The 24,340-nt window shown below is 72.7% G+C and carries 22 protein-coding genes and 1 pseudogene; 17 read left to right on the top strand and 6 right to left on the bottom strand.

The window, feature by feature from the left end; all coding sequences use genetic code 11:
* Window positions 1-26: 26 nt before the first annotated feature.
* Genes APR03_RS01735 through APR03_RS01720 form a run of 4 tightly spaced genes read left to right on the top strand, consistent with a single transcriptional unit; the run spans window position 27 to window position 2,954 of the window.
* Window positions 27-380 (top strand): twin-arginine translocase TatA/TatE family subunit, encoded by a 354-nt coding sequence (locus tag APR03_RS01735; RefSeq protein ID WP_253832118.1) that lies wholly within the window; start codon window positions 27-29, stop codon window positions 378-380.
* A 40-nt stretch (window positions 381-420) separates the two neighbouring features.
* Entirely contained in the window at window positions 421-1,494 is a 1,074-nt protein-coding gene (trpS, locus tag APR03_RS01730) for a tryptophan--tRNA ligase (RefSeq protein ID WP_275976943.1), read from the top strand.
* Complete coding sequence (locus tag APR03_RS01725) at window positions 1,491-2,027, top strand: 2'-5' RNA ligase family protein (protein ID WP_253832116.1); 537 nt, start codon at window positions 1,491-1,493, stop codon at window positions 2,025-2,027. The genes trpS and APR03_RS01725 overlap by 4 nt, the downstream gene beginning before the upstream one ends.
* 48 nt (window positions 2,028-2,075) lie before the next feature.
* A complete protein-coding gene (locus APR03_RS01720) occupies window positions 2,076-2,954 on the top strand; it encodes a YihY/virulence factor BrkB family protein (protein WP_253832114.1) in 879 nt (292 codons plus the stop codon).
* Window positions 2,955-3,057: 103 nt separating this feature from the next.
* On the opposite strand, the gene APR03_RS01715 is transcribed toward APR03_RS01720, so the two are convergent.
* The 4 genes from APR03_RS01715 to sdhC all read right to left on the bottom strand — a co-directional run bounded on the left by APR03_RS01715 (window position 3,058) and on the right by sdhC (window position 6,566).
* Window positions 3,058-3,813: a succinate dehydrogenase iron-sulfur subunit gene (locus APR03_RS01715; protein ID WP_253832111.1), complete on the bottom strand. Its 756-nt coding sequence runs from the start codon at window positions 3,811-3,813 to the stop codon at window positions 3,058-3,060.
* Window positions 3,813-5,645, bottom strand: a complete 1,833-nt coding sequence (sdhA, locus tag APR03_RS01710; RefSeq protein ID WP_253832109.1) for a succinate dehydrogenase flavoprotein subunit — start codon at window positions 5,643-5,645, stop codon at window positions 3,813-3,815. Before sdhA ends, APR03_RS01715 begins: the two co-directional genes overlap by 1 nt.
* A gap of 73 nt (window positions 5,646-5,718) precedes the next feature.
* The gene (locus tag APR03_RS01705; RefSeq protein WP_253832107.1) at window positions 5,719-6,183 is read right to left on the bottom strand and encodes a succinate dehydrogenase hydrophobic membrane anchor subunit; all 465 of its coding nucleotides are present in this window, start codon (window positions 6,181-6,183) and stop codon (window positions 5,719-5,721) included.
* Window positions 6,183-6,566 (bottom strand): succinate dehydrogenase, cytochrome b556 subunit, encoded by a 384-nt coding sequence (gene sdhC, locus APR03_RS01700; protein ID WP_171105088.1) that lies wholly within the window; start codon window positions 6,564-6,566, stop codon window positions 6,183-6,185. Before sdhC ends, APR03_RS01705 begins: the two co-directional genes overlap by 1 nt.
* Window positions 6,567-6,835: 269 nt before the next feature.
* Here sdhC and APR03_RS01695 point away from each other — a divergent pair, with 269 nt between their 5' ends.
* The 12 genes from APR03_RS01695 to deoC all read left to right on the top strand — a co-directional run bounded on the left by APR03_RS01695 (window position 6,836) and on the right by deoC (window position 19,920).
* Window positions 6,836-7,969: a mannose-1-phosphate guanylyltransferase gene (locus APR03_RS01695; RefSeq protein ID WP_253832105.1), complete on the top strand. Its 1,134-nt coding sequence runs from the start codon at window positions 6,836-6,838 to the stop codon at window positions 7,967-7,969.
* A 158-nt stretch (window positions 7,970-8,127) separates the two neighbouring features.
* Complete coding sequence (locus APR03_RS01690; protein ID WP_253832103.1) at window positions 8,128-9,366, top strand: amidohydrolase; 1,239 nt, start codon at window positions 8,128-8,130, stop codon at window positions 9,364-9,366.
* 174 nt (window positions 9,367-9,540) lie between these two features.
* Window positions 9,541-10,623, top strand: coding sequence for a BMP family lipoprotein (locus APR03_RS01685; RefSeq protein WP_253832101.1), 1,083 nt, complete (start codon window positions 9,541-9,543; stop codon window positions 10,621-10,623).
* Window positions 10,624-10,756: 133 nt separating this feature from the next.
* Entirely contained in the window at window positions 10,757-12,283 is a 1,527-nt protein-coding gene (locus tag APR03_RS01680) for an ABC transporter ATP-binding protein (RefSeq protein ID WP_253832099.1), read from the top strand.
* Window positions 12,280-13,632 carry an ABC transporter permease gene (locus APR03_RS01675; protein ID WP_253832097.1) on the top strand — a complete coding sequence of 451 codons (1,353 nt, stop codon included), beginning with the start codon at window positions 12,280-12,282 and terminating at the stop codon, window positions 13,630-13,632. Before APR03_RS01680 ends, APR03_RS01675 begins: the two co-directional genes overlap by 4 nt.
* Window positions 13,629-14,927 (top strand): ABC transporter permease, encoded by a 1,299-nt coding sequence (locus tag APR03_RS01670; protein ID WP_253832095.1) that lies wholly within the window; start codon window positions 13,629-13,631, stop codon window positions 14,925-14,927. The genes APR03_RS01675 and APR03_RS01670 overlap by 4 nt, the downstream gene beginning before the upstream one ends.
* A gap of 11 nt (window positions 14,928-14,938) precedes the next feature.
* A complete protein-coding gene (locus APR03_RS01665) occupies window positions 14,939-15,367 on the top strand; it encodes a cytidine deaminase (RefSeq protein ID WP_253832093.1) in 429 nt (142 codons plus the stop codon).
* The gene (locus APR03_RS01660) at window positions 15,364-16,761 is read left to right on the top strand and encodes a thymidine phosphorylase (RefSeq protein ID WP_253832091.1); all 1,398 of its coding nucleotides are present in this window, start codon (window positions 15,364-15,366) and stop codon (window positions 16,759-16,761) included. The genes APR03_RS01665 and APR03_RS01660 overlap by 4 nt, the downstream gene beginning before the upstream one ends.
* Before the next feature lie 85 nt (window positions 16,762-16,846).
* Complete coding sequence (locus APR03_RS01655) at window positions 16,847-17,764, top strand: hypothetical protein (protein ID WP_253832089.1); 918 nt, start codon at window positions 16,847-16,849, stop codon at window positions 17,762-17,764.
* Window positions 17,765-17,788: 24 nt separating this feature from the next.
* Window positions 17,789-17,998: a hypothetical protein gene (locus tag APR03_RS01650; RefSeq protein WP_253832087.1), complete on the top strand. Its 210-nt coding sequence runs from the start codon at window positions 17,789-17,791 to the stop codon at window positions 17,996-17,998.
* A gap of 48 nt (window positions 17,999-18,046) precedes the next feature.
* The gene (locus tag APR03_RS01645; RefSeq protein ID WP_253832086.1) at window positions 18,047-19,198 is read left to right on the top strand and encodes an adenosine deaminase; all 1,152 of its coding nucleotides are present in this window, start codon (window positions 18,047-18,049) and stop codon (window positions 19,196-19,198) included.
* Window positions 19,195-19,920 carry a deoxyribose-phosphate aldolase gene (gene deoC, locus APR03_RS01640; RefSeq protein WP_253832085.1) on the top strand — a complete coding sequence of 242 codons (726 nt, stop codon included), beginning with the start codon at window positions 19,195-19,197 and terminating at the stop codon, window positions 19,918-19,920. Before APR03_RS01645 ends, deoC begins: the two co-directional genes overlap by 4 nt.
* Before the next feature lie 72 nt (window positions 19,921-19,992).
* Here deoC and APR03_RS01635 read toward each other — a convergent pair whose 3' ends face one another.
* Window positions 19,993-22,713, bottom strand: a complete 2,721-nt coding sequence (locus APR03_RS01635; protein ID WP_253832084.1) for a glycosyltransferase — start codon at window positions 22,711-22,713, stop codon at window positions 19,993-19,995.
* A gap of 138 nt (window positions 22,714-22,851) precedes the next feature.
* Here APR03_RS01635 and APR03_RS25510 point away from each other — a divergent pair.
* A pseudogene (locus tag APR03_RS25510) lies at window positions 22,852-23,391 on the top strand (DUF402 domain-containing protein); the annotation flags it as partial.
* 84 nt (window positions 23,392-23,475) lie between these two features.
* Here APR03_RS25510 and APR03_RS01630 read toward each other — a convergent pair.
* Window positions 23,476-24,288, bottom strand: a complete 813-nt coding sequence (locus APR03_RS01630) for a siderophore-interacting protein (RefSeq protein WP_253832083.1) — start codon at window positions 24,286-24,288, stop codon at window positions 23,476-23,478.
* Window positions 24,289-24,340: the final 52 nt, after the last annotated feature.

The following is a 24,340-nucleotide window of genomic DNA, read 5'->3' as shown; positions in this document are numbered from 1 at the left end:
TCCGGCGACACGAGTAGGCTCTGACCGTGTTCGGCATCAACGGCTGGGAGTTCGTGATCATCATCGTGGTCGCGATGCTCGTCATCGGCCCGGAGCGGCTGCCCGGCTACGCCGAGCAGCTCGGGTCCCTCGTGCGGCGCGGGCGGGACCTGCTGCAGACGGCCAAGGCCCGGGTCGACGACGAGCTCGGGCCGGAGTTCAGCGACGTCGACTGGTCCAAGCTCGACCCGCGCCAGTACGACCCGCGCAAGATCGTGCGGGACGCGCTGCTGGACGACAGCCCGGCACCGTACTCACGACCCGCGTCCGCGGGGCGGAACGGGACGCCCGCGGCGCCCGCGGAACCCGGGAAGGCGCCGTACGACGACGAGGCGACCTGACGATTCGGTGAGCGCGCATGGACCTGCCAGAATGTTGGGCATGTCCACCGAATCCCCGACCGCGGTCGGCACGGCAGCCGGCGCCGACCGTTCTACCCCCCGGCGCATCTTCTCCGGGATGCAGCCCACCGACGGTTCCCTGCACCTGGGCAACTACATCGGCGCCCTGTCGCAATGGATCGCGCTGCAGGACTCCTACGACGCGCTCTACTGCGTGGTCGACCTGCACGCCCTCACGGTGAACCCGGACCCGGCCCTGCTGCGCGAGCGCACCCGCCGCACGGCCGCGCAGTACCTGGCCGGGGGTATCGACCCCGAGCGGTCGATCCTGTTCGTGCAGTCCCACGTCGCGGCGCACGCCGAGCTCGCCTGGCTCCTGAGCTGCCAGACGGGGTTCGGCGAGGCGAGCCGGATGACGCAGTTCAAGGACAAGTCGGCGAAGCAGGGCAACGACGGCACCACGGTCGGCCTGTTCACCTATCCGGTGCTGATGGCGGCCGACATCCTGCTCTACGACGCGGCCCTGGTGCCCGTGGGCGAGGACCAGCGCCAGCACCTGGAGCTCACCCGCGACCTCGCGGGCCGGCTGAACACCCGCTTCGGCGAGGGCACCGCCGTCGTCCCGGACGCGCACATCGTCAAGGCGGTCGCGAAGATCCAGGACCTCCAGGACCCGAGCGCGAAGATGAGCAAGTCCAGCACGGGCGGCAAGGGCGTCGTCTGGCTGCTGGAGGACCCGAAGAAGGCCGTCAAGGCCATCAAGTCGGCCGTGACCGACGCCGACGAGTCCTACGGCGTGCGGTTCGACCCGGTCGCCAAGCCCGGCATCTCCAACCTGCTGACCATCTTCTCGGCGGTCACGGGGCGCGACGTCGACTCGATCGCGCAGGAGTACGACGGTCGCGGCTACGGCTACCTCAAGGTGGACCTGGCCGACGCCGTCGTCGCGTTCCTCGAGCCGTTCCAGGCCCGCGCGAACACCTACCTGGCGGACCCCGCCCAGCTCGACAAGGTGCTGGCCGACGGCGCCGACCGGGCGCGGGCCATCGCCCGGCCCGTGCTGGACCGGCTGTACGAGCGCTTCGGGCTGCTGCCCTCCCGAGGCGAGCGGTGAACCTCCCTGAACGGGGACCCGGCCAGATCCGCATCGGGATCGCGATCGAGATCCCGGAGCCGTACGCCGCGGAGCTGAGCGCGGCGCGGACGGCGGCGGACGACCCGCTCGCGCGGTTCATCCCGCCGCACATCACGCTGCTGGGGCCCACGCTGCTCGACGTCGAGCAGCTCGACGAGGCACGGGCGCACCTGGCGGCGGTGGCCGCCGGGGCGCCGTCCTTCACCGTGCAGCTGCGCGGCACGGCGACGTTCCGGCCGATCTCGCCGGTGGTGTTCGTGGCCCTGGCGCAGGGCATCGCCGAGTGCGAGCAGCTCGAGTCGGCCGTGCGGTCGGGCGTCCTGGACGGGGAGCTCCGGTTCAACTACCACCCGCACGTGACGATCGCCCACGAGGTGCCTGATGCGGCACTCGACAAGGCGTTCGAGGCGATGGCGGACTACTCCGCGGAGTTCGAGGTGGACCGGTTCTACCAGTACGAGCACGGCGACGACGGCATCTGGCGACCGCAGGCGGCGTTCCCGCTCGGCTGAGGCGGTCCCGCCGGGTGGGTGTCACCCGTTGCCCGTAGGCTCGGCGCGATGAAGCGGCTGATCGAGCTCGGCAGGGCGGCCTGGGAGCGCTGGCAGGGGACGCGCGCCGCCCGCGCGCTGGACCGGTTCGGCACGGCGAACGGCGCCGTGCTCAGCGGCGGCATGGCCTATGCGGCGCTCTTCTCGCTCTTCGCGTCCCTGGCGATCGGGTACACGACGTTCGTGCGCGTGCTCGGCGGGGACGCCGACCTGCGGGTGGCGGTGTTGGACCAGATCGACACGTGGGTGCCCGGGCTGGTGGACACGGGCGACGGCGGGGTGCTGTCACCGGCCGACCTGGTGATCTCCACGGGCCTGAGCTGGACCTCGGTCGTCGCGGCGCTGGTGCTGCTGTGGTCCGCGACCAACTTCATGGGCGCGCTGCGCAGCTCGGTGCGGGCGATGTTCGGCGAGACGGACACCCCCGGGAACATCGCCACGGAGCGGCTGCGGCAGCTCCTCGGCTTCGTGCTCCTGGGCGTCGGCGTGCTGGTCACGGCGGGGGCGAGCGTGCTGGTGTCGGTGGCCGTGCCGTGGGTGCTGGAGTCGCTGGGCCTGGCCGGCGGCGCGGTGGCGTTCGCGGTGCGGGCCGGCGGCGCGCTCGTGACCCTGCTGCTGGACGCGGCGGTCGTGGCCGCCGTCGTGCGCTGGGTGGGGAACGTGCGGCCCGTGCCGCGGGACCTCGTGATCGGATCGCTCGTGGTCGGCGTCGTCGCCGGCGCGCTGCGCTACCTGGGTACGGAGCTGGTGACCGGGGCCGCGGCCCGCAACGCGCTGCTGGCGTCCTTCGCGGTGGTCGTCACGATCCTCGTGCTGGTCAACCTCCTGGCCCGCGTGCTGCTGATGACGAGCGCCTGGATGGCAGACCCCCCGGCCCCGCCGAGATAGAACCAGGGCGAAGTAGAACTGCAGCGAGATAGAACCGTGCTCGCGCTGGGGTTCTATCTCGCTGCAGTTCTACTTCGCCCTGGTTCTACTTCGGCGGAGAGGGTCAGAAGGCGCGGGTGATCATCGCGCGCTTGACCTCCTGGATCGCCTTCGTGACCTCGATGCCGCGGGGGCAGGCCTCGGTGCAGTTGAAGGTCGTGCGGCAGCGCCACACGCCCTCCTTGTCGTTGAGGATCTCCAGGCGCTGCGAGCCACCCTCGTCGCGGCTGTCGAAGATGAACCGGTGCGCGTTGACGATGGCGGCCGGGCCGAAGTACTGGCCGTCCGTCCAGAACACCGGGCAGGACGACGTGCAGGCGGCGCACAGGATGCACTTGGTGGTGTCGTCGAACCGCGCGCGGTCCTCGGGGGACTGGTAGCGCTCCTTGGACGGCTCGTTCCCCGTGGTGATGAGGAACGGCATGATCTCGCGGTAGGAGGCGAAGAACGGCTCCATGTCGACCACGAGGTCCTTCACGACCGGCAGGCCCTTGATGGGCTCGACCGTGATCGGCTTGTCGGGGTTGACGTCCTTCAGGAGCGTCTTGCAGGCCAGGCGGTTGCGGCCGTTGATCCGCATGGCGTCCGAGCCGCACACGCCGTGCGCACAGGACCGGCGGAACGTGAGCGAGCCGTCCTCGTCCCACTTGATCTTGTGCAGCGCGTCGAGGATGCGGTCGGTGCCGTGCGCCTCGACGGTGAAGTCCTGCCAGGTGGCCTCGTCGGACACCTCCGGGTTGAACCGGCGGACCCGCAGGGTGACGGTGAACGACGGGATCTCGCCCGCGGCGGGGGCCGGGGCCTCGAGTGTGGCGGTCATCAGTACTTACGCTCCATCGGCTCGTACCGGGTCTGGATGACGGGCTTGGAGCCCAGGACGACCTTGTAGCCGTCGAACTCCTCGACGTGGTCGAAGAAGCCCTTGACGTGGCCCTCCGCCTTGTCCGATGCCTCGGGCGGCCGGCGGTAGGCCATCGTGTGCAGCATGTAGTTCGTGTCGTCGCGGTCCGGGAAGTCCTCCCGGTAGTGACCGCCGCGCGACTCCTTGCGGTTGATCGCGGCGACCACGGTGACCTCGGCGATGTCGAGCAGGAAGCCCAGCTCGATGGCCTCCAGCAGGTCCGTGTTGAACAGCTTGCCCTTGTCCTGCACCGACGCGTTGCGGTAGCGCTTCTGCAGCTCGCGGATGTCGGCCAGGGCCTGGTTCAGCGACTCGCCCGTGCGGAACACCTGGGCGTTGAGGTCCATGGTGTCCTGGAGCGCCTTGCGGATGTCGGCCACCCGCTCGCCGTCCGGCCGGTTGCGCATCTCGTCGAGCTGGGCCACCACGCGGGCCGCCGGGTCCGCGGGCAGCTCGTGGAACGACGCCGTCTTCGCGTACGCGGCGGCCGCGCGGCCCGAGCGCTTGCCGAACACGTTGATGTCGAGCAGCGAGTTGGTGCCCAGGCGGTTCGAGCCGTGCACGGACACGCACGCGACCTCGCCGGCGGCGTACAGGCCCTTGACGACGTTGACGCCGTCGCGCAGCACCTCGCCCTGCACGTTCGTCGGCACGCCACCCATGGCGTAGTGCGCGGTCGGGTACACGGGCACCGGCTCGGTGTAGGGCTCGATGCCGAGGTAGGTGCGCGCGAACTCGGTGATGTCCGGGAGCTTGGCGTCGATGTGCGCCGGCTCCAGGTGCGTCAGGTCGAGCAGCACGTAGTCCTTGTTCGGGCCGGCGCCACGGCCCTCGCGCACCTCGTTCGCCATCGACCGGGCCACGATGTCGCGCGGCGCGAGGTCCTTGATGGTGGGGGCGTAGCGCTCCATGAAGCGCTCGCCCTCGGAGTTGCGCAGGATGCCGCCCTCGCCGCGGGCGGCCTCCGACAGGAGGATGCCCAGGCCCGCGAGGCCTGTCGGGTGGAACTGGAAGAACTCCATGTCCTCCAGCGGCAGGCCGCGCCGGTACGCCAGCGCCATGCCGTCGCCCGTGAGGGTGTGCGCGTTGGAGGTGGTCTTGAAGATCTTGCCCGCCCCGCCGGTGGCGAAGATGATCGCCTTGGCCTGGAACACGTGGATCTCGCCGGTGGCGAGGTCGTAGGCGACGACGCCGGTCGCGTTGACCTCCTCGCCCGCCGCGATCTCCTCGGTGGTGAGGTCGTGGTCGGTGATGAGGTCCAGCACGTAGAACTCGTTGAAGAACTCGACGTCCTGCTTGACGCAGTTCTGGTAGAGCGTCTGGAGGATCATGTGGCCGGTGCGGTCCGCGGCGTAGCACGCGCGGCGCACGGCGGACTGGCCGTGGTCACGCGTGTGGCCGCCGAACCGGCGCTGGTCGATCTTGCCCTCGGGCGTGCGGTTGAACGGGAGGCCCATCCGCTCCAGGTCGAGGACCGACTCGATGGCCTCCTTCGCGAGGATCTCGGCCGCGTCCTGGTCGACGAGGTAGTCGCCGCCCTTGACGGTGTCGAAGGTGTGCCACTCCCAGTTGTCGTCCTCGACGTTGGCGAGGGCCGCGGCCATGCCGCCCTGGGCGGCACCGGTGTGGGAACGGGTGGGGTACAGCTTGGAGATCACCGCGGTGCGGGCCTCCTTCGACGACTCGAGAGCGGCGCGCATGCCTGCGCCACCCGCGCCGACGATCACGACGTCGTACTGATGGGTCTGCATCGGGCTCGATGCCTCCTGCTGATGAGGTTCGGAGTGTGGGGCTGGGGGAGTGCTGGTGCTACGCCGTGCGGTGCTACGCCGTGCAGAACGACGGCAGGAGCTCCGCGGGGGACCCCGGCGGGCAGGCGTCGAACGTGAAGATCACCAGGGTGCCGAGCACGACCACGACGGCGAACGCCAGGTAGAGCAGGCCCTTGAGCACGCCACGGGTCACGTCCCGCGTGGCGTAGTCGTTGATGATGGTGCGCACGCCGTTGGTGCCGTGGATCATCGCGAGCCACAGCATGAGGAGGTCCCAGACCTGCCACATGGGGCTGGCCCACTTGCCGGCCACGAAGCCGAAGTCGATGGCGTGCACGCCCTCGCCGACCATGAGGTTCACGAAGAGGTGGCCGAAGATGAGCACGAGCAGCACCACGCCGGACGCCCGCATGAACACCCAGGAGTACAGCTCGTAGTTGCCGCGCGTCGTCTTGCGGCGTGCGTACGGGGAGCGCGGGGAGTCGACCTTCGCGACCGCGGCGGTTCCGTGAGTCATCAGTGCCCCCCGGTGAAGACGTTGACGAGGTGGCGGGGCAGGAAGCCCGCCATGGTGACGACGAACAGCCCGACGACCACCCAGAGCATGACCTTCTGGTAGCGCGGGCCCTGGGCCCAGAAGTCCACCAGGAGGATGCGGATGCCGTTGAAGGCGTGGAAGACGATCGCGGCGACGAGGCCGGCCTCGCCGAGGCCCATGATCGGGGTCTGGTACGTGCCGATCGCTGCGTTGTACGCCTCGGGGGACACGCGGACCAGCGCGGTGTCGAGCACGTGCACGAGCAAGAAGAAGAAGATGAGCACGCCGGTCACGCGGTGCGCGACCCACGACCACATGCCTTCTCGGCCGCGGTACAACGTGCCTGCTGGTGCGGTGGGCACTTCGGGAGCCTCCTATGGCTGTCCGGCTGGGGGTGGCTGGTCCCCACTGTAATGACAACTGGTCGCCTCGACCGTCGCCCGACAGCCCTGTCAGGCTCCTGGACGCGGCCTTTGTGACTGATCCCACAGGGGAGATGTCGCCGTTTCGGGCACCCGTCAGGTTGCTCGTGCGTTGCCGCCCGGACCCGCCCCTGGGATCGGCCAGGGTTTGCCCGGATTCTTGCGACATCTGGCTGCGGGAACGTGGTCCGGCTGACATCCTGCGGGGCATGACTTCGGCCGCCGACCTATCGTCCCCGATCGACGACTTCTTCGCAGTGGTACCCGCCGGTGGGTCGGGTACCCGGCTCTGGCCGCTCTCGCGCGGCGGGGAGCCCAAGTTCCTGCACGACCTGGTGGGTGCGGGCGAGTCCCTGCTCCAGGCCACCGAGCGCCGACTGCGGCCCCTGGCCGGGCCGGACGGCGTCGTGCTGGTCACGGGCGAGCAGCACGTGGCGGCCTGCCGGGCCCAGCTCCCGGGCCTGTCCGACGACGCGATCCTGGCCGAGCCGGCCCCGCGCGAGTCGATGGCGGCGATCGGGCTGGCGGCGGCCGTGCTGGAGCGGCGGCACGGCGACGTGGTCATCGGCTCGTTCGCCGCCGACCACGTGATCAGCGGTACGCGGGCGTTCCAGCTCGCCGTCCGCGAGGCGGTCGCGGCCGCGCGTGCGGGATATGTCACGACGGTCGGCATCGCGGCGTCCCGTCCGTCGACCGCGTTCGGGTACGTGCGCTCGGGCGAGCCGCTGGGCGTCGAGGGCGCGCCGCACACGCTGCACGTGCGGGGCTTCACGGAGAAGCCGGACGCCGCGACCGCGCGCGCGTACCTCGCCTCCGGCGAGTACCGCTGGAACGCGGGCATGTTCGTCGCGTGCACGTCCGTGCTGCTGGGGCACCTGGCCGAGCAGCGGCCGGAGCTGCACGACGCGCTCCGCCGGGTCGCCGACGCCTGGGACACGCCACGTCGTGCCGCGGTGCTCGACCAGGAGTGGCCGGGCCTGGAGAAGATCGCGATCGACCACGCCGTGGCAGAGCCCGTGGCGGCGGCGGGCGGCGTCGCCGTCGTGCCCGGGACGTTCGGGTGGGACGACGTCGGGGACTACAACTCGCTGGCGGTCCTCCTGCCGTCGGACGACGATCGCGGCGCCAAGGTGCTGGGGGACCCCGGCGACGTGCTGCGCATCGAGAGCGCCGGCTCGGTGGTGGTGCCGGCGTCGGGCCGGCTGGTCACGGTGCTGGGGCTGGACGACGTCGTCGTCGTCGACACGCCCGACGCGCTGCTGGTCACCACGCGTGCCCGCGCGCAGCAGGTCAAGGACGTCGTGGCGGCGGTGCGGGAGCGCGGCCGCGACGACCTCCTCTGAGGGCACCCCGGCCCCGCTCGGCACGATCTGTCCGCATGGTGGGACATCTGCGCCCAGGCCGTGTCTCGCGGGCCGGACAGCGCTATTTTGAAGTGGTGAACCCCACCCAGCCGCCCGTCAGTCTCGCCGATTTCGATCTGATCGTTTCGAACGATGAGATGCCTGTCGGAGACGTGCCGGGCGGCAACGCGACGGACGTCGTCGCCGCCCTCGCCGCCCTCGCCGCCCGCGTGGGCGAGCTGGCCGAGGGCCTGGACGCCGAGCTGGTCGCGTTCCGCCGCGAGGTCCACGCGCACCCCGAGCTGTCCCGCAAGGAGACCCGCACCACGCAGGCCGTCGCCGACCGGCTCCGGGCCGCGGGCCTCGAGCCGCGCCTGCTGCCCATCGGCTCCGGCCTGGTGTGCGACATCGGCCCCGACCACGGTCCGGCCGGCGAGGGCCGGGTGGGCTTGCGCGCCGACCTCGACGCGCTGCCGCTCCAGGAGACCAGCGGCGTGGAGTTCGCCTCGACCCGGCCGGGCGTCGCGCACGCGTGCGGGCACGACGTGCACACCACCGTGGTGCTGGGCGCCGGCCTCGTGCTGGCCCGGCTGCACGAGGAGGGACGACTGCGCCGCGGCGTGCGCTTGTTCTTCCAGCCGGCCGAGGAGGTCTTCCCCGGCGGCGCGGAGGACATCATCAACCGCACGTCCGAGCTGGACGGCGTGGACCGCATCGCGGCGCTGCACTGCGACCCGAAGTTCGACGTCGGCCACGTCGGCACCCGGATCGGCCCCATCACGTCGGCGAGCGACTCCGTGATCGTGACGATCACGTCGCCCGGCGGGCACACCTCGCGCCCGCACTTGACCGGGGACGTCGTCTTCGCGCTCGGCCAGGTCATCACCCAGACCCCCGCCGTGCTCGGCCGGCGCCTCGACCCGCGCTCCGGCGTGAACCTCACCTGGGGTGCGGTCCAGGCGGGCTCGACCCCCAACGCGATCCCGTCCACGGGCGTGCTCAAGGGCACGCTGCGCTGCCTCGACGTGCGCGCCTGGGAGAAGGCGGGCGAGATCGTGCGCGAGGCGGTCGAGCAGGTCGTCGCCCCCTACCAGGTCAACGTCTCCGTGACGGTCACGCACGGAGTGCCGCCGGTCGAGAACCAGACCGAGGCCACGTGCGACCTCGAGGACGCGGTGCGCGACGCCGTCGGCCCCGAGGCCGTGCAGCTCACCGAGCAGTCGATGGGCGGCGAGGACTTCGCGTGGTACCTGCGCAAGGTCCCCGGCACGATGGCACGGCTCGGCGTGCGCACCCCGGGCGGCCGCACGTACGACCTGCACCAGGGCGACCTCGTGGTCGACGAGCGGGCGATCGGCGTGGGTGTGCGGGCCCTCGCCCAGTTCGCGGCGCGCTGACGCGGGGCCGCCTCCACGCTGACGCAGAGATGTTCCTGTCGATGACGCTTCGGTAACGACTTACTCCGGTTACCGTCTCGAAACGCGAAACGCGGGATGCGCTGGCTACCCTCGGTGCGGTATAGGGCCCAGATCTGTTTGGATGGGCCCCTCAGGATCATCGAAGGAGCACCAGTGAAGAAGGCTGTTCGGCTTACCGCGCTTGCGGGAGCAGCGGCGCTCGCGCTCGCGGCATGCGGCGAGGCCCCCACCGAGTCGACCGGTGACGGTTCGGCTGCCGCCAGTGACTTCAAGCCCTGCATCGTGTCGGACGCCGGTGGCTTCGACGACAAGAGCTTCAACCAGCTCAGCTTCGAGGGCGCTGACGCGGCGGCCCAGGAGCTCGACACCGAGCTGGTCGACGTGCAGTCGGCGTCCGAGAACGACTTCAAGGGCAACGTGGAGTCGCTCGTGGCCGAGAGCTGCGACGCGATCGTCACGGTCGGCTTCGCGCTCTCCGCCACCACCATCGAGTCGGCGACCGCCAACCCGGACATCGACTACATCATCATCGACGACGCGGCCGACGCGGACTTCGACGGCCAGGCCGACGCGGACAACATCAAGCCGCTCCTCTACGACACGGCGCAGGGCGCGTTCCTCGCGGGCTACCTCGCCGCGGGCTACTCGGAGGCCGGCAAGGTCGGCACCTTCGGCGGCATGGACTTCCCGACCGTCACCATCTTCATGGACGGCTTCAAGCAGGGCATCGACTACTACAACGAGACCAAGGGCGAGAACGTCGAGCTCGTCGGCTGGGACGGCGAGAAGGGCTCGTTCACGGGCGGCTTCGCGGCCGACCCCGCGGCGAAGCAGACGGCGCAGAACGTGCTCGACCAGGGTGTCGACGTGATCCTGCCCGTCGGCGGACCGATCTACCAGTCCGCGATCGACGCGATCGAGGACTCCGGCGAGGACGTCGCCCTGATCGGTGTGGACGCCGACTTCTACGAGTCGGACCCGACCACCCAGGACATCGTGCTGACCTCCATCCTCAAGGGCATGGACGTCTCCACGAAGGAGGCCGTGCTCTCCTCGGGCAACGACGAGTTCGACCCGACGCCGTACGTGGGTACGCTCGAGAACGGCGGCGTGGACATCGCCCCGCTGCACAACTTCGAGGACAAGGTCGACCCGGCGCTCTGGACCGAGGTCCAGGACCTCAAGGAGTCGATCATCGCGGGCGACGTCGAGGTGGAGTCCTACCTCGCCCAGTGATCCGTCTCACGGCCCGTGCGGCCGGTCGGTCGGATGACCGAGACGTGACGCAAGATGGTCCCGGGGGGCACGGCACGCGCCGTGTGCCCCGGGACCTGTCATGAGCAGGACCCCCTTTTCGGGAAGGATTCCAATGCGGCTCGAGCTGCGCGGCATCACCAAGCGCTTCGGCGCGCTCGTCGCGAACGATCACATCGACCTGGTCGTCGAACCGGGCGAGATCCACTGCCTCCTGGGCGAGAACGGGGCGGGCAAGTCCACCCTGATGAACGTCCTGTACGGCCTGTACGAGGCCGAGGAGGGCGACATCCTGCTGGACGACGAGGTCCAGCGCTTCGCCGGCCCCGGCGACGCCATGGCCGCGGGCATCGGCATGGTGCACCAGCACTTCATGCTCGTACCGGTCTTCACCGTGGCCGAGAACGTCATGCTCGGGCACGAGCAGACCCGCGGCGGCGGCCGTCTCGACCTGGACGCGGCGCGCGCCCAGGTGCGCGAGATCTCCGCACGCTTCGGTTTCCACGTGGACCCCGACGCCGTCGTCGAGGACCTTCCCGTGGGCGTGCAGCAGCGTGTCGAGATCATCAAGGCGCTCTCGCGCAACGCCGACGTGCTGGTCTTCGACGAGCCGACGGCGGTGCTCACGCCGCAGGAGACCGACGAGCTCATGGCGATCATGCGGCAGCTGCGCGACGAGGGCGCCGCGATCGTCTTCATCACCCACAAGCTGCGCGAGGTGCGCGAGGTCGCCGACCGCATCACCGTGATCCGCCACGGCAAGGTCGTGGGCGAGGCGAGCCCCACGGCGTCGGACGCCGAGCTCGCCTCCCTCATGGTGGGGCGCGCCGTCGAGCTCACCGTGCACAAGGACGCGCCGACGCTGCGGGACAACGGGCTGCGCGTCACCGACCTGGTGGTCACCGACGAGGCCGGCACCGTCGTGGTCGACGGCGTGAGCTTCGAGGTGTCCGGCGGCGAGGTGCTCGCCGTCGCGGGCGTGCAGGGCAACGGCCAGACCGAGCTCACCGAGGCCCTGATCGGCCTGGAGGGCGATGTCACCGGCAGCATCACCCTGGACGGCAAGGAGCTGGTGGGGCGCTCGGTGCGCCGCATCCTCGACGAGGGCGTCGGCTTCGTGCCCGAGGACCGCACGCACGACGGCCTGGTCGGCGAGTTCACCATCGCGGAGAACCTCATGCTCGACCGCTCCGACGGGCCGCCCTTCGTGCGGCGCGGAGCGCTCCAGCTCGCCTTCCGCGACCGGTTCGCCCGGGAGAAGATCGCCGAGTTCGACGTCCGTGCCCAGGGCATCGCCACCCCGGTGGGGCGGCTCTCGGGCGGCAACCAGCAGAAGGTCGTGGTCGCGCGCGAGATGTCCCGCGACCTGCGGCTGTTCGTCGCCGCGCAGCCGACGCGCGGCGTGGACGTGGGTTCCATCGAGTTCATCCACAAGCGGATCATCGCCACGCGCGACGCCGGCGTGCCCGTCGTGGTGGTGTCCACCGAGCTGGACGAGGCGGTCGCGCTCGCCGACCGCATCATGGTGATGTACCGCGGCAAGGTCGTGGGCATCGTGCCCGCGGACACACCCCGCGACGTGCTGGGCCTGATGATGGCGGGTATCTCGCCGGAAGACGCGAAAGGTGAGGTGACGGCGTGAGCACGCCCGAGTCGAGCCCGGGGACGGACCCCGGGCAGGAGCCGGAGCTCGACCCCGGCACAGCCGAGGAGCTGGAGCAGGAGCGGGCCCGCGCGGCCACCGGGCCCGTGGGCGACGACGCCGCCGACACGCAGACCCGCCTGGCCAAGGCCCTGCAGCAGACGATGACCAGCCCGTGGACGGTGTCGGTGGGCGCCGTGCTGCTCGCGATCGTCGCGGGATCCATCATGATCGCCTTCACCGACGAGGAGGTGAAGGCGGCCTCGACGTACTTCTTCGCGCGGCCCGGCGACACCTTCGTCGCGCTCGGCCAGGCCGTCGGCGGGGCGTACGCGGCGCTGTTCCGCGGCTCCGTGGTGAACCTGCAGGCGCCGGACGTCGCCACGGCCCTGCGGCCCCTGACCGAGACGCTGAGCTACGCCACCCCGCTCATCGCGGCGGGTCTGGGCGTGGCGCTCGCCTTCCGTGCGGGCCTGTTCAACATCGGTGGCCAGGGGCAGATGCTCGTGGCGGCGGCCGCCGCGGGCTGGGTGGGCTTCGGCGTGAGCGGTGTGCCGTTCCCGCTGCACCTGGTCCTGGCCCTCGTGGCCGGCATCGCGGCGGGCGCGCTCTGGGCGGGCCTCGCGGGCCTGCTCAAGGCCCGTACCGGAGCCCACGAGGTGATCGTCACGATCATGCTCAACTACGTGGCGTTCTACCTGATCTCGTACTTCCTGGCGACGCCGGGGCTGCTGCAGGCCCCCGGCTCCTCCAACCCGAAGACGCCGCCGACCCCGCCGTCCGCGCAGCTGCCGCCCCTGCTGGGCGAGCGGTTCAACCTGACCTGGGGCTTCATCCTCGCGCTGCTCGCCGTCGTGGGCGTGTGGTGGCTGCTCAACCGGTCCGCGGCGGGCTTCGCGTTCCGTGCGGTGGGCGAGAACCCGCGCGCCGCGCGCGTGGCGGGCATCGACACCGGCCGGGCCACCGTGAGCTCGATGCTCGTGGCCGGTGGCCTCGTCGGCCTGGCCGGCGCGTCGCAGGTGCTCGGCGGTGTCACCACGGGCTTCAGCTCGGACATCGACGCCGGGATCGGGTTCGACGCCATCACCGTCGCCCTGCTCGGCGGGTCGAGCCCGTGGGGCGTGCTCGCCGCGGGCATCCTGTTCGGCGCCTTCAAGGCCGGCGGCTCCACCATGCAGGCAGCCGAGGGCGTCCCGAGCGACATCGTGCTCGTGGTGCAGTCGCTGATCGTACTGTTCATCGCGGCGCCGCCGCTGGTCCGGGCCATCTTCCGGCTGCCGGACCCGGCCCGCCGTCGTGCCCCGAAGAAGGCCAGGGCCGCCCGGAACCGGAAGGAGGCGGCCGCGTGAGCGCCGACCACAAGACCACCCAGCTGGACGCGCCGCTCTCGGAGACGACACGGACCGTGACGCTCGTGTCGTGGAAGACCGCGGGCGTGCTGGCCACGGTGACCCTGCTGTACGCGCTCCTGCTCGTCGCGGTGCCGCACTCGGGGGACACGCGCTTCCTGCTGTCCCAGCGCAGCGACTTCTTCCAGATCCCGGTCGTCGTGCTGCCCTCGGCGCCGCTCGCCTGGGTGTGCGCCGTCGTGCTGCTCGCGGTAACGGCCGTGGCCGCCGTGCTCACCGCGCGCCGCCGGCGCACCCCGACGTGGCTCGTGGTCGTGTACTCGGCCGCCGCGCTGACGGGCTTCCTGGCCTGGGCCGGCGCGGGCAGCCCGCGCGACCTGTCGATCGTCGGCCTGCTCGGCGGCGCCGTGCTGTGGTCGGTGCCGTTCGTCTACGGCGCGCTGGGCGGTGTCATCGGCGAGCGTGCGGGCGTGGTCAACATCGCGATCGAGGCCCAGCTCCTGGGCGCTGCGTTCACCGCCGCCGTCGTCTCGTCGATCACGGACAGCGCCGTGGCGGGCCTCGCGGCCGCACTGCTGGCCGGTGCGCTCGTGTCGCTGGTGCTCGGCCTCTTCGCGATCACCTACCACGTCAACCAGGTGATCGTCGGTGTGGTGCTGAACGTGCTCGTCGTGGGCCTGACGAGCTTCCTGTACTCGCAGGTGCTCGTGCCCTCGGCGGAGACGCTGAACTCGACCACCCGGTTCACGGCCGTGCCGATCCCGGTGCTGTCGGACATCCCGGTGCTCGGCCCCGTGCTGTTCCGGCAGCCGCTGCTCATCTACCTCATGTTCCTGGCCGTGCCCGCCGTCTGGTTCGCGCTGAACCGCACGCGGTGGGGCCTGCGGCTGCGGGCCGTGGGCGAGCACCCGAAGGCGGCCGACACCGTCGGCATCGACGTGGTGCGCACCCGCTACAACGCGGTGCTCGTCGCGGGCGCCGTCGCGGGGCTCGGCGGCGCGTTCTACACGACCGTGCAGCTCAGCCAGTTCGGCGAGAACATGACCGGCGGCGCGGGCTACATCGCGCTCGCCGCGGTGATCTTCGGCAAGTGGGACCCGGTGCGCGCGGCGTTCGCCGGCCTGCTGTTCGGCTTCGCGTCCAACCTGCAGAACGTGCTGTCCGTGGTGGGCTCGCCCGTGCCCAGCCAGTTCATGCTCATGGTCCCGTACGTCGTCACGCTGCTCGCCGTGGCCGGCCTGGTGGGCCGGTCGCGGCCGCCGGCCGCGTCGGGCGAGCCGTACGTCAAGGGCTGAGGATGGGGACCGTGAACACCGAGGACTCCCACGACACCGTGGACTGGGACGGCCTGCGGGCCGCTGCCCGGGAGGCGGTCGGCAAGGCGTACGCGCCGTACTCCGACTTCAAGGTCGGTGCGGCGGCGTACGCCACCGACGGACGCCTGCTCACCGGGGCGAACATCGAGAACGCCGCCTACGGCGTCACGCTCTGCGCCGAGTGCTCGCTGATCAGCGCGCTGGTGATGTCGGGCGGGGGGCAGCTGGCATCGTTCACCTGCGTGAACGTGCTCGGCGAGACGATCATGCCGTGCGGTCGGTGCCGCCAGCTCCTGTGGGAGCACGGCGGGCCCGACCTGCTGGTGGACACGCCCCAGGGTGTCCTGCCGATGACCGAAGTACTGCCGCAGGCCTTCGGGCCGGGCAACCTGGACCACGTGCGGGAGGCAGCATCATGACCGAGCAGGCGACCGAGCCGTTCGACGCCGTCGACATCATCCGGACCAAGCGCGACAACACGGAGTCCCTGAGCGACGCGCAGATCGACTGGCTGATCGACGCCTACACGCGTGGTGCGGTGGCCGACGAGCAGATGGCCGCCATGACCATGGCGATCCTGCTCAACGGCATGACCCGGCCCGAGATCTCCCGGTGGACGCACGCGATGATCGCGTCGGGCGAGCGCATGTCGTTCGCCGGGCTCTCGCGGCCCACGGCGGACAAGCACTCGACCGGCGGCGTGGGGGACAAGATCACCCTGCCGCTGGCGCCCCTCGTCGCGACCTTCGACGTGGCCGTGCCGCAGCTCTCGGGCCGCGGCCTGGGCCACACCGGCGGCACGCTCGACAAGCTGGAGTCCATCCCGGGCTGGCGTGCGTCCCTGACCAACGACGAGATGATGGGGCAGCTCGAGTCCGTGGGCGCGGTGGTCTGCGCCGCGGGCGCGGGCCTGGCGCCGGCCGACAAGAAGCTCTACGCGCTGCGGGACGTCACCGCCACGGTCGAGGCGATCCCGCTCATCGCGAGCTCGATCATGTCCAAGAAGATCGCCGAGGGCACGGGCGCCCTGGTGCTCGACGTCAAGGTGGGCTCGGGCGCGTTCATGAAGGACCTGGACAGCGCGCGCGAGCTCGCCCGCACCATGGTCGACCTCGGTACCGACGCCGGCGTGCGCACCGTCGCCCTGCTCACGGACATGTCCGTGCCGCTCGGCCTCACCGCGGGCAACGCGCTGGAGGTGCGCGAGTCGCTCGAGGTGCTGGCGGGCGGCGGGCCGGCGGACGTCGTCGACCTCACGGTGGCGCTGGCCGTCGAGATGCTCGACGCCGCGGGCCGCCCCACCCCCGAGGCGGACGTGCGCGCCGCGCTGGCCGACGGCCGGGCCATGGACCGGTGGCGCGCGATGATCGCGGCCCAGGGCGGCGACGTCGACGCGCCGCTGCCGGTCGCGAAGGAGACCGAGACCCTGGTGGCGCCGCGCTCCGGCGTGCTGACCTCGCTCGACGCGTACGCCGTCGGCGTGGCGGTGCGCCGGCTGGGCGCCGGCCGGGCCCGCAAGGAGGACGCGGTGCAGGCGGCGGCCGGCATCGAGATCCACGTCAAGCCCGGTGGGCGGGTGGCCGAGGGCCAGCCGGTGCTGACCCTGCACACCGACACCCCCGAGCGGTTCGAGCGGGCGCGCGAGGCGCTCGCCGGGGCCTGGGAGGTGCGGCACGAGAGCGCCGAGACCGTGCTGGAGGGCATCTTCGCGGGTGCGGCAGGCGCGCTCGCGAGCATCGACGGCGGCGCGGGCGCCCTGGCCGGCGCCGGCCTGGTGCACGACCGCCCGGTGGTGCTCGACCGTATCGTCTGACCTGCGCGTTCACCGCCGCCGGACGACGCCGGCCGTCCAGCGTGGCGAACCGGCGAGTCGCGCCGACCCGGCATAGCCTGGCGACGTGCCGTCGACATTGCGCCTTTCGTCCCTGCTCGGCGCCGTGCGCGCATTCACCGGACCCGTGCCCGCCCCGCCCCCGCCGGGGCGGTTCGAGCGGCCCCCGGTGCCCGACGACGTCCGGCACCGCCTGGAGGTGGCCGGCAACCGGGCCCGGCGGTCCGTGCTGGACCCGCTGGCGCGCGAGCGTGGCACCGGCACGGTCGGCTTCCCGCGGCGGCTGAACCTGCCGTCGCTCGACGGCGCGACCGCGGCCGCCGTGCAGATCGACGAGACGACGTGCGGCGCCGCCGTGCTCGCCATGCTCGGGCTGGCCGGCGACCCACGGGCCGCGCTCCGGCTCGCGTCCGGCGACCCGGCCGACGGCTTCGCGCGGCTGCAGCGCGCGGTCCACGCCGCGACCAACCGGCGCGCCCTGGGGCCTGCGGGCTGGCCGCGCTCGTACGGCACGCCGCCGTGGGGCGCCGCGCGGTTCGCCAGCTACGGCGGCGTCCGGTACGTGCACCGGGTGGCCGGGCCGCGCGCCGTGCTGGAGACGGCGGTCGCCGCGGCGCGCGCGGGCGTGCCCGTCCCGCTGTACACGGGCGGCGACGTCACCGGGGGCTGGGAGGCCGCGGTGCCCCGGCACGTGGTGCTCCTCACCCTGGCGGACGGCGCGGGCTCCGGCGGCAGCGCGGTGCTGTACGAACCATCCGGCGCGGGGCTGCACACCGTCCCCGTGGCCGCGCTGCTCGACCCGCCGCCGGTGCCGCCGCCGGGCGCGACCCTGTCGCCGTCCACCGCGGACCGGACCGCCGCGCGGGTGCGCAAGGCGCTGACGGCGGCGTTCGGCGGCTGGCCGCACGTGGTCTGGGCGCTGCTGCCCGAGCGGCCGGGCCGGTGGCGGGCGGGAGCGGCCGGGGAGACGATGGAGACGGACTGACGGACGACCGACGAGGAGGTTCGCATGAGCACGCTCCCCGGACCCGACTCCTGGCAGGACGCAGGGCTGGACCCGCCCCGGGACGCGGAGGTCGACACCACGCACGAGCCCGACGAGTACGTGCCGGACGCCCCGCGCCCGGACGCCGACGGGGACGCCGACGAGGCGGACGTCGTGGAGCAGGCGCTCGACGTCCAGGCGGACGACCCCGACGAGGCGGCCGGACCCGACTGAGCGACGGCTGAGCGGGGGAGTGTCGGCGGCGGACGGTAGGTTGTCAGCATGACCACGCAAGACCCCGGGGCCCGCCCCGGCGAGGCGCTGATCCGCGCCCTGCCCAAGGTCGTGCTCCACGACCACCTCGACGGCGGCCTGCGACCGCAGACCGTCCTCGAGCTCGCCGACGCGGCAGGGCACCCCCTGCCCGCCGCCGACACCGACTCCCTCGCCCGCTGGTTCCGCGACGCGGCCGACTCCGGCACGCTCGTCCGCTACCTCGAGACCTTCTCGCACACGATCGCCGTCATGCAGACGGCGGACAACCTGGCCCGCGTGGCCCGGGAGGCCGTGCTGGACCTGGCCGCCGACGGCGTCGTGTACGCCGAGCAGCGCTGGGCGCCGGAGCAGCACCTCGCGGGCGGCCTGTCCCTCGACGAGGCGGTCGAGGCCGTGCAGGCCGGGATCGACGACGGCATCGCGGCCGCTGCCGCCGAGGGCCACCTCATCCGGGTGGGTCAGGTCGTGGGCGCGATGCGGCACGCGGACCGCTGGCAGGAGATCGCGGAGCTCGCCGTCGCCCACCGGGACCGGGGTGTCGTGGGCTTCGACATCGCCGGCCCGGAGGACGGGTTCCCGCCGTCGCGCCACCTCCCGGTCTGGCGCTTCCTGGCCGAGCACGACGTGCCGGTGACGGTGCACGCGGGCGAGGCGGCGGGCGTGGACTCGATCGCGCAGGCCGTGCACCTCGGCCAGGCCGACCGGCTGGGCCACGGCGCCCGGATCATCGAGGACATCGCGTTCGTGCCGCACGGCGACCTGGGCGACGGCGCCCTGTCCGACGACGGGCAGGGCGGCGCCGCCGACCTGGGGCGCCTCGCGCACTGGGTGCGCGACCACCAGATCCCGCTGGAGCTGTGCCCGGTGTCGAACCTGCAGACCGGCGTCGCCCCCTCGATCGCGAAGCACCCGATCACCCGGCTCAAGGAGCTGGACTTCGCCGTGACGCTGAACACGGACAACCGCCTGATGTCCCGTACGTCGATGACGCACGAGATGATGCTGCTCGTCGACGAGGCGGGCTGGACGCTCGACGACCTCGTCGACGTGACCGTCACCGCCGCGTGGGGTGCCTTCATGCACCACGACGAGCGTCGTGACCTCGTGGAGCAGGTCGTCCTGCCCGGATTCCAGAAAGTCGAAGGTGCCCTCGTATGACCGCTGACCTGCCCCGCGACAAGGCGGCCCTCGCCGCGTACGTGGACCACACGCTGCTCAAGCCCGAGGCGACCGCGGCCGACGTCGCGACCCTCGTGGAGGAGGGCGCGCAGCTCGGGGTGTTCTCGGTGTGCGTGTCCCCGTCGTTCGTCTCCCTCGCGGTCGAGGTCGCCGCGGGGCGGCTCGCCGTGGCCACCGTGTGCGGCTTCCCCTCGGGCAAGCACATGACCGACGTCAAGGCGTTCGAGGCGGCCCGTTCCGTCGCGGACGACGCCGACGAGGTCGACATGGTGATCGACGTAGGGACGGCCCGCTCGGGCCGGTTCGACGTGGTGCAGGCCGACATCGCGGCGGTCCGCGCGGCCGTGCCCGAGGACCGGGTGCTCAAGGTGATCATCGAGTCGGCCGCGCTGACCGACGAGCAGATCGTGGGCGCGTGCCGGGCCGCCGAGGCCGCGGGCGCCGACTTCGTGAAGACGTCCACGGGCTTCCACCCCGCCGGGGGCGCGTCGGTGCACGCCGTGTCCCTCATGGCGCAGACGGTGGGCGCGGCGGGCGGGGGCCGGCTGGGGGTCAAGGCCTCCGGCGGCATCCGCGACCTGGACACCGCGCTCGCGATGATCGGGGCGGGCGCCACGCGCCTGGGCCTGTCGGGCACGGCCTCGGTGCTGGCCGGGTGCGACGCCGCCGCGCCGTCCGTCCCCACCACGGACACCTACTGACCCGTTGAGTGCGGGATCTTCGCCCTCTGCCGGCGCTCCGGAGGGCGAAGATCCCGCACTCAACGGGTACGGTCAGCGGCGGGCGGTCAGCCAGGCCTCCGTGTCCTGCCAGTGCTCCTTGAGGAGCACGTACTGGTCGTCGTGCCACGGCTTGACCGGGCCCGCCCAGTGGATCAGTCCCGGCTCCGTCACGACCTCCTGCGTGGGCCACGCGTTCCAGCGGGCGGGCAGCGGCAGGTAGCGCGACCCGGCGTACGCGTTGAGCACGTCCTGGTCGTTGAGCCCGTACCGCTCGGCGTACGGCACGAACTCGTGCGTGAACCGGTCGGCCCGCAGGGCGGCCAGGTCGAGCACCAGGATGCCGGCGTTGAAGCCCCGGTACCCGTACCGGTGCCGCTGCGTCATGGTGCGCACCAGGTCGCGGGCCGCGCCGGCGTCGTGCGCCAGGAGGCGGGTGGACCGGATGACGTTGCCGATCCCGTGCCGGTAGTTGTACGAGATCGACGGCCGGGCGGCCAGCGGTGCGCCGCCGAGGTCGAGGTCGTACAGCTCGGCCAGGTCGGTCACGGCCAGCGCGTCCAGGTCGTGGTAGACCACCCGGTCGAGGTGCGGCAGCAGCTCCGGGAGCAGCAGCCGGTCCATCGTGGCGACCGTGATGTGCCGGAGCATGCCGAGCACCGCCCCGTACCCGATCCCGTCGCACGCGTACCACTCGAACGTGACCTCGGGGAACAGCGCGGCCAGCCGGTCGTGGTCCGCGGGCGTGTGGTCGCGGGTCAGGGCGACCACCCGCACCGGCCGGGCGGTGTGCCGCACCACGCCGGCCACGACCACCTCCATCTGCGCGCGCAGGTTCCCGTCGAGCGCCACGGCCACGTGCACGGCGTCGGCGCCCGGCCGCGCCGCGGCCGCCTCGACCACCACACGCGTGGCGCGGACGGCCGTGACGATCTCGGAGACCTCGCACGTGCCGGACGGCGGCGCCACCGGGGCGTCGTGCACCGCCCGCGCGCGGGCCACCTCGTCCGCGACGGTGGCGCGCCACGTGGCGTAGACCTCCTCGCGGGCGGCCCCCGCGAGGATGCGGGCCATGGCCGGGGCGACGAGCGCCCGGATCCGCTCCTGCATGGCGCGGCGTCCCGCCTCGTCGGCGTCGAGCAGGCCCGCGAACCGGATGTCGGCGTCGTTCCGGGGCCGGAAGTCCACGTCGGCCCCGACCGCCCACGAGGGCAGGTAGGCGTGCAGCCGGGAGGTGACCACGCGGGAGTACCGGCCGCGGTAGTCGTCCAGCAGGCCGACGGCGTGCCGCACGTTCTCGTCGAACGACGCGTGCCGCACCGAGGGGTGCAGGTGGGTCACGTGCTCCGCGTCGCTCTCGTGGTCCGGCACCGGCGTGTCCACGTACACGGCAGGCGCACCGGCCGGCGCGGGGGCGGCGTCCGGGAACACGGTGTCGACGGTGGTGGTGAGGCAGCCGCTGAAGAACGCGGGCACGCCCGCGTTGAGCAGCAGGTGCACGGTGGTCCAGTCCCGGCACCCGACCGGGCCGTGGGCGCGCAGGTAGTCGACGGCGGCGGGCGTCAGGATCGCGTGCTTGTTCACGTGGAAGGACACGAACAGCGGCAGCAGGTTCTCGTGGAACGGGAAGTCGAAGCGCAGGTCGAACTGGCTGTGCATGTACCAGCCGAACGCGAGCATCCACGTGCCGGGCGGCACCGCGTCCAGGCGGGACATGTCGCGCTGGACCAGCGTGAGGTGCACGTCCGCACCCGGTCCAGGCACCACGTGGTCGGGGCGCACGCGGCCTGCGAGGCGGCGCACCGGGCCGGTCACGGCGTCGTCGCCGTGCAGGCGCAGGCCCTCGTGCCGGAGCAGGTGGCCCAGGCTCGCGACCGTCTGCACCGTGTCGCCGATGTTGCTGGACGAGACGTGCTCGTCGGGCGCCTTGTAGTCGAGCACGGCGAACGAGACGTGTCCCGCGGGCACGTGCGTGGGAGCGGCGGGCCGCAGCGCCTTCTCGACCCAGGGCGCGAGGTGGTCGACCGACGCGCGAATCTCCGCGGTCAGGCCCGTGCCGCGGCGGGCCGCCTCCAGGGCCTCGGCGGCGGGGCCGGGCTCGTCCGTGACGAACAGCAGCTTCGCGAGCTCGAGCAGCGCGGCGGCGTCGGTCACCGCGCCGTCGCGCACCCAGGCGGTGGCGGTCCGCGCGGCGGCGGCGTCGGCCATCGCGATGCCCGCCCGGAGGTACTCGGCGGGGGCGAGGCGGGCGGCGTCGGCGGGGTCGAGGCTGCGCAGCAGGTCCCACGCGAGCTCGCGCAGGCCGGCTCGCTGGGCGACCAGCGCGGCGCCGGCGGTTCCCGCGCGCCGGGTCTCGGGGTGCGCCATGAGGGAGTGGCACAGCGACCGCCACTGTGCGGTGTCCAGGCGCCGGGCGCCGCGCACCGAGGTGGTCACGGCCTCGTCGAGCGGGAGCCCGCGGCGCAGGGCGGTGGTGAGCACCGCGTCGCCCGACGTGGGCTCGGGCCGCTCCTGGAACGGGCGGTCCGCCGCGCGGTCGGGGGCCGACCACACCTCGCGGGGCTGCCGGTTCGCCTCCTTGGCAGCGGCCCAGGTCTCCTGGTCGGGGGTGGGCAGGGGGCGGGCCTCGGGTACCGGGCCCGGGTGGTCGGGATGGGGGTTGCGGAGGGGGTCCGCGGCTGCGGTCAGCAGCGCCTCGGCGATCATCTCGTCGGCGGTGGGGACCCGGTGCGCAGTCTCGCCGGACTCGGCGAGACGGCGGCTTTCAGGGGACATGGACGCTCCTCGTGGGGGTGGGCGGGCACGGCGGACACCGCCGTCCCGGGGTGCGCCGGGGCGCGTCCGGTCGACGGCGGTGGCCAGAGCGTAGTGCCCCCGGGTTACGGCCGGGGACGTGTGGGTAGGCTGCCCGACATGTCTGCGCAACAACCCGCTGACCAGGGCGTATCACCGTCGTTGCCGTCCGTGCCCGGCACGCTCGTGGGCGTGCGCATGCGCAAGTGGGACGGCACGCCGCACTGGCGTTACGACGGGGCGTACCTCGGCACCGACGAGCACGGCGTGTGGCTCGGCTACGACGTCGGCACCTCGTTCAGCCGGCCGGGGCGGCGGTTCCGGACGCGGTTCTCCGGACTGCTCCTGGTGGGTGAGTACGGGTGGATCGCCGACTTCCACCGCGACCACCCGCACGGCGAGTGGCTCTACATCGACCTCACCACGGTGCCCGAGTGGCGTGCGGCCCCCGCGGGCCGCGGACCCGCCTTCGAGGTCTCGGCGGTCGACATGGACCTGGACGTGATCGCGAACGAGCCGGGCACCGAACGCGCGCGGCGCCGCGGCGAGACGCTGGTCGACGACGAGGACGAGTTCGCCGAGCACACGGTGCGCTACGGGTACCCGGCGTCCGTGGTGGCCCAGGTGCGTGGCGACGCCGACGCCCTGCTCGCCACGGTGAGCGCGGGGGAGGCGCCGTACGACCGCGCGACCGCGCGACCGCGCGCCGCTGGTTCGCGGTGCTCGACGGCGTGCTCGACCGGCTCAGCGCGCGCTGAGGACCAGGTCGTCCTGCTCCACGGCAGCGCGCCACTCGGCCTTCTCGGCACGCCAGTGCTCGTCGTCCCGGCCGCGGCGCCAGTAGCCCGAGGCCGAGAGCAGCTCGCGCGGCACGCCGAGCGTGGCGCGCGCCCACCGGCGCAGGTCGCGGACACAGCCGGCCTCGCCGTGCAGGAACGTGTGCGGCACACCGTCGGGCAGCGCGGCGGCCTGCACGACGTCGACCAGGCTCGCCCCTGCCGACCGGTGCACCCAGGTGACGTGGACGTCGGCGGCGCTGACGATCTCCTGCTCCTCCGACGCGTCGGCGACCTCCGCGAAGACGTACGCCACGGCGCCGTCAGGCAGGGCCTCGCACGCGGCGACGACGGCGGGGAGCGCGGACTCGTCGCCGACCAGGAGGTGCCACGGGGCGTCCGGGGACGGCGCGTAGTCGCCGCCGGGGCCCACGAAGGAGACCTCGTCGCCGGGGCGTACGCGCTGCGCCCAGGGGCCGCCGTAGCCCTCGTCGCCGTGCGTGACGACGTCGATGTCCCAGCCGTCGGCGGTCACGCGGCGGATCGTGTAGGTACGCAGCACGGGGCGGCCCTCCGACTCCGCCGGCTCGGCCATGACCAGCTTGACGTACCGGTCGGTGAACGGCGTGGGGTCGGCGCCGGCCAGTGCCTCGCCGCCCAGCGTCACGCGGATCGTGTGCGGCGTGAGGGACCGGACAGCGGTCACGGTCGCCGTCGTGCGGACGCCCTTGCGGGGCCTTGCGGGGACTGCCGGGAGAGTCTGCGCCTGGGTGGTCTGCATGGTGAGGCCAGCCTAACTTCGGGTCGGCCCGGGCGCCGCTGTGGCGTGCGTC

The sequence above is a fragment of the Promicromonospora thailandica genome, from assembly GCF_024171955.1.
GTDB classification, from domain to species: Bacteria; Actinomycetota; Actinomycetes; order Actinomycetales; family Cellulomonadaceae; genus Promicromonospora; species Promicromonospora thailandica.
The sequence above is the reverse complement of the archived record's forward strand: the minus strand, read 5'-3'. Positions and strand labels throughout refer to the sequence as shown.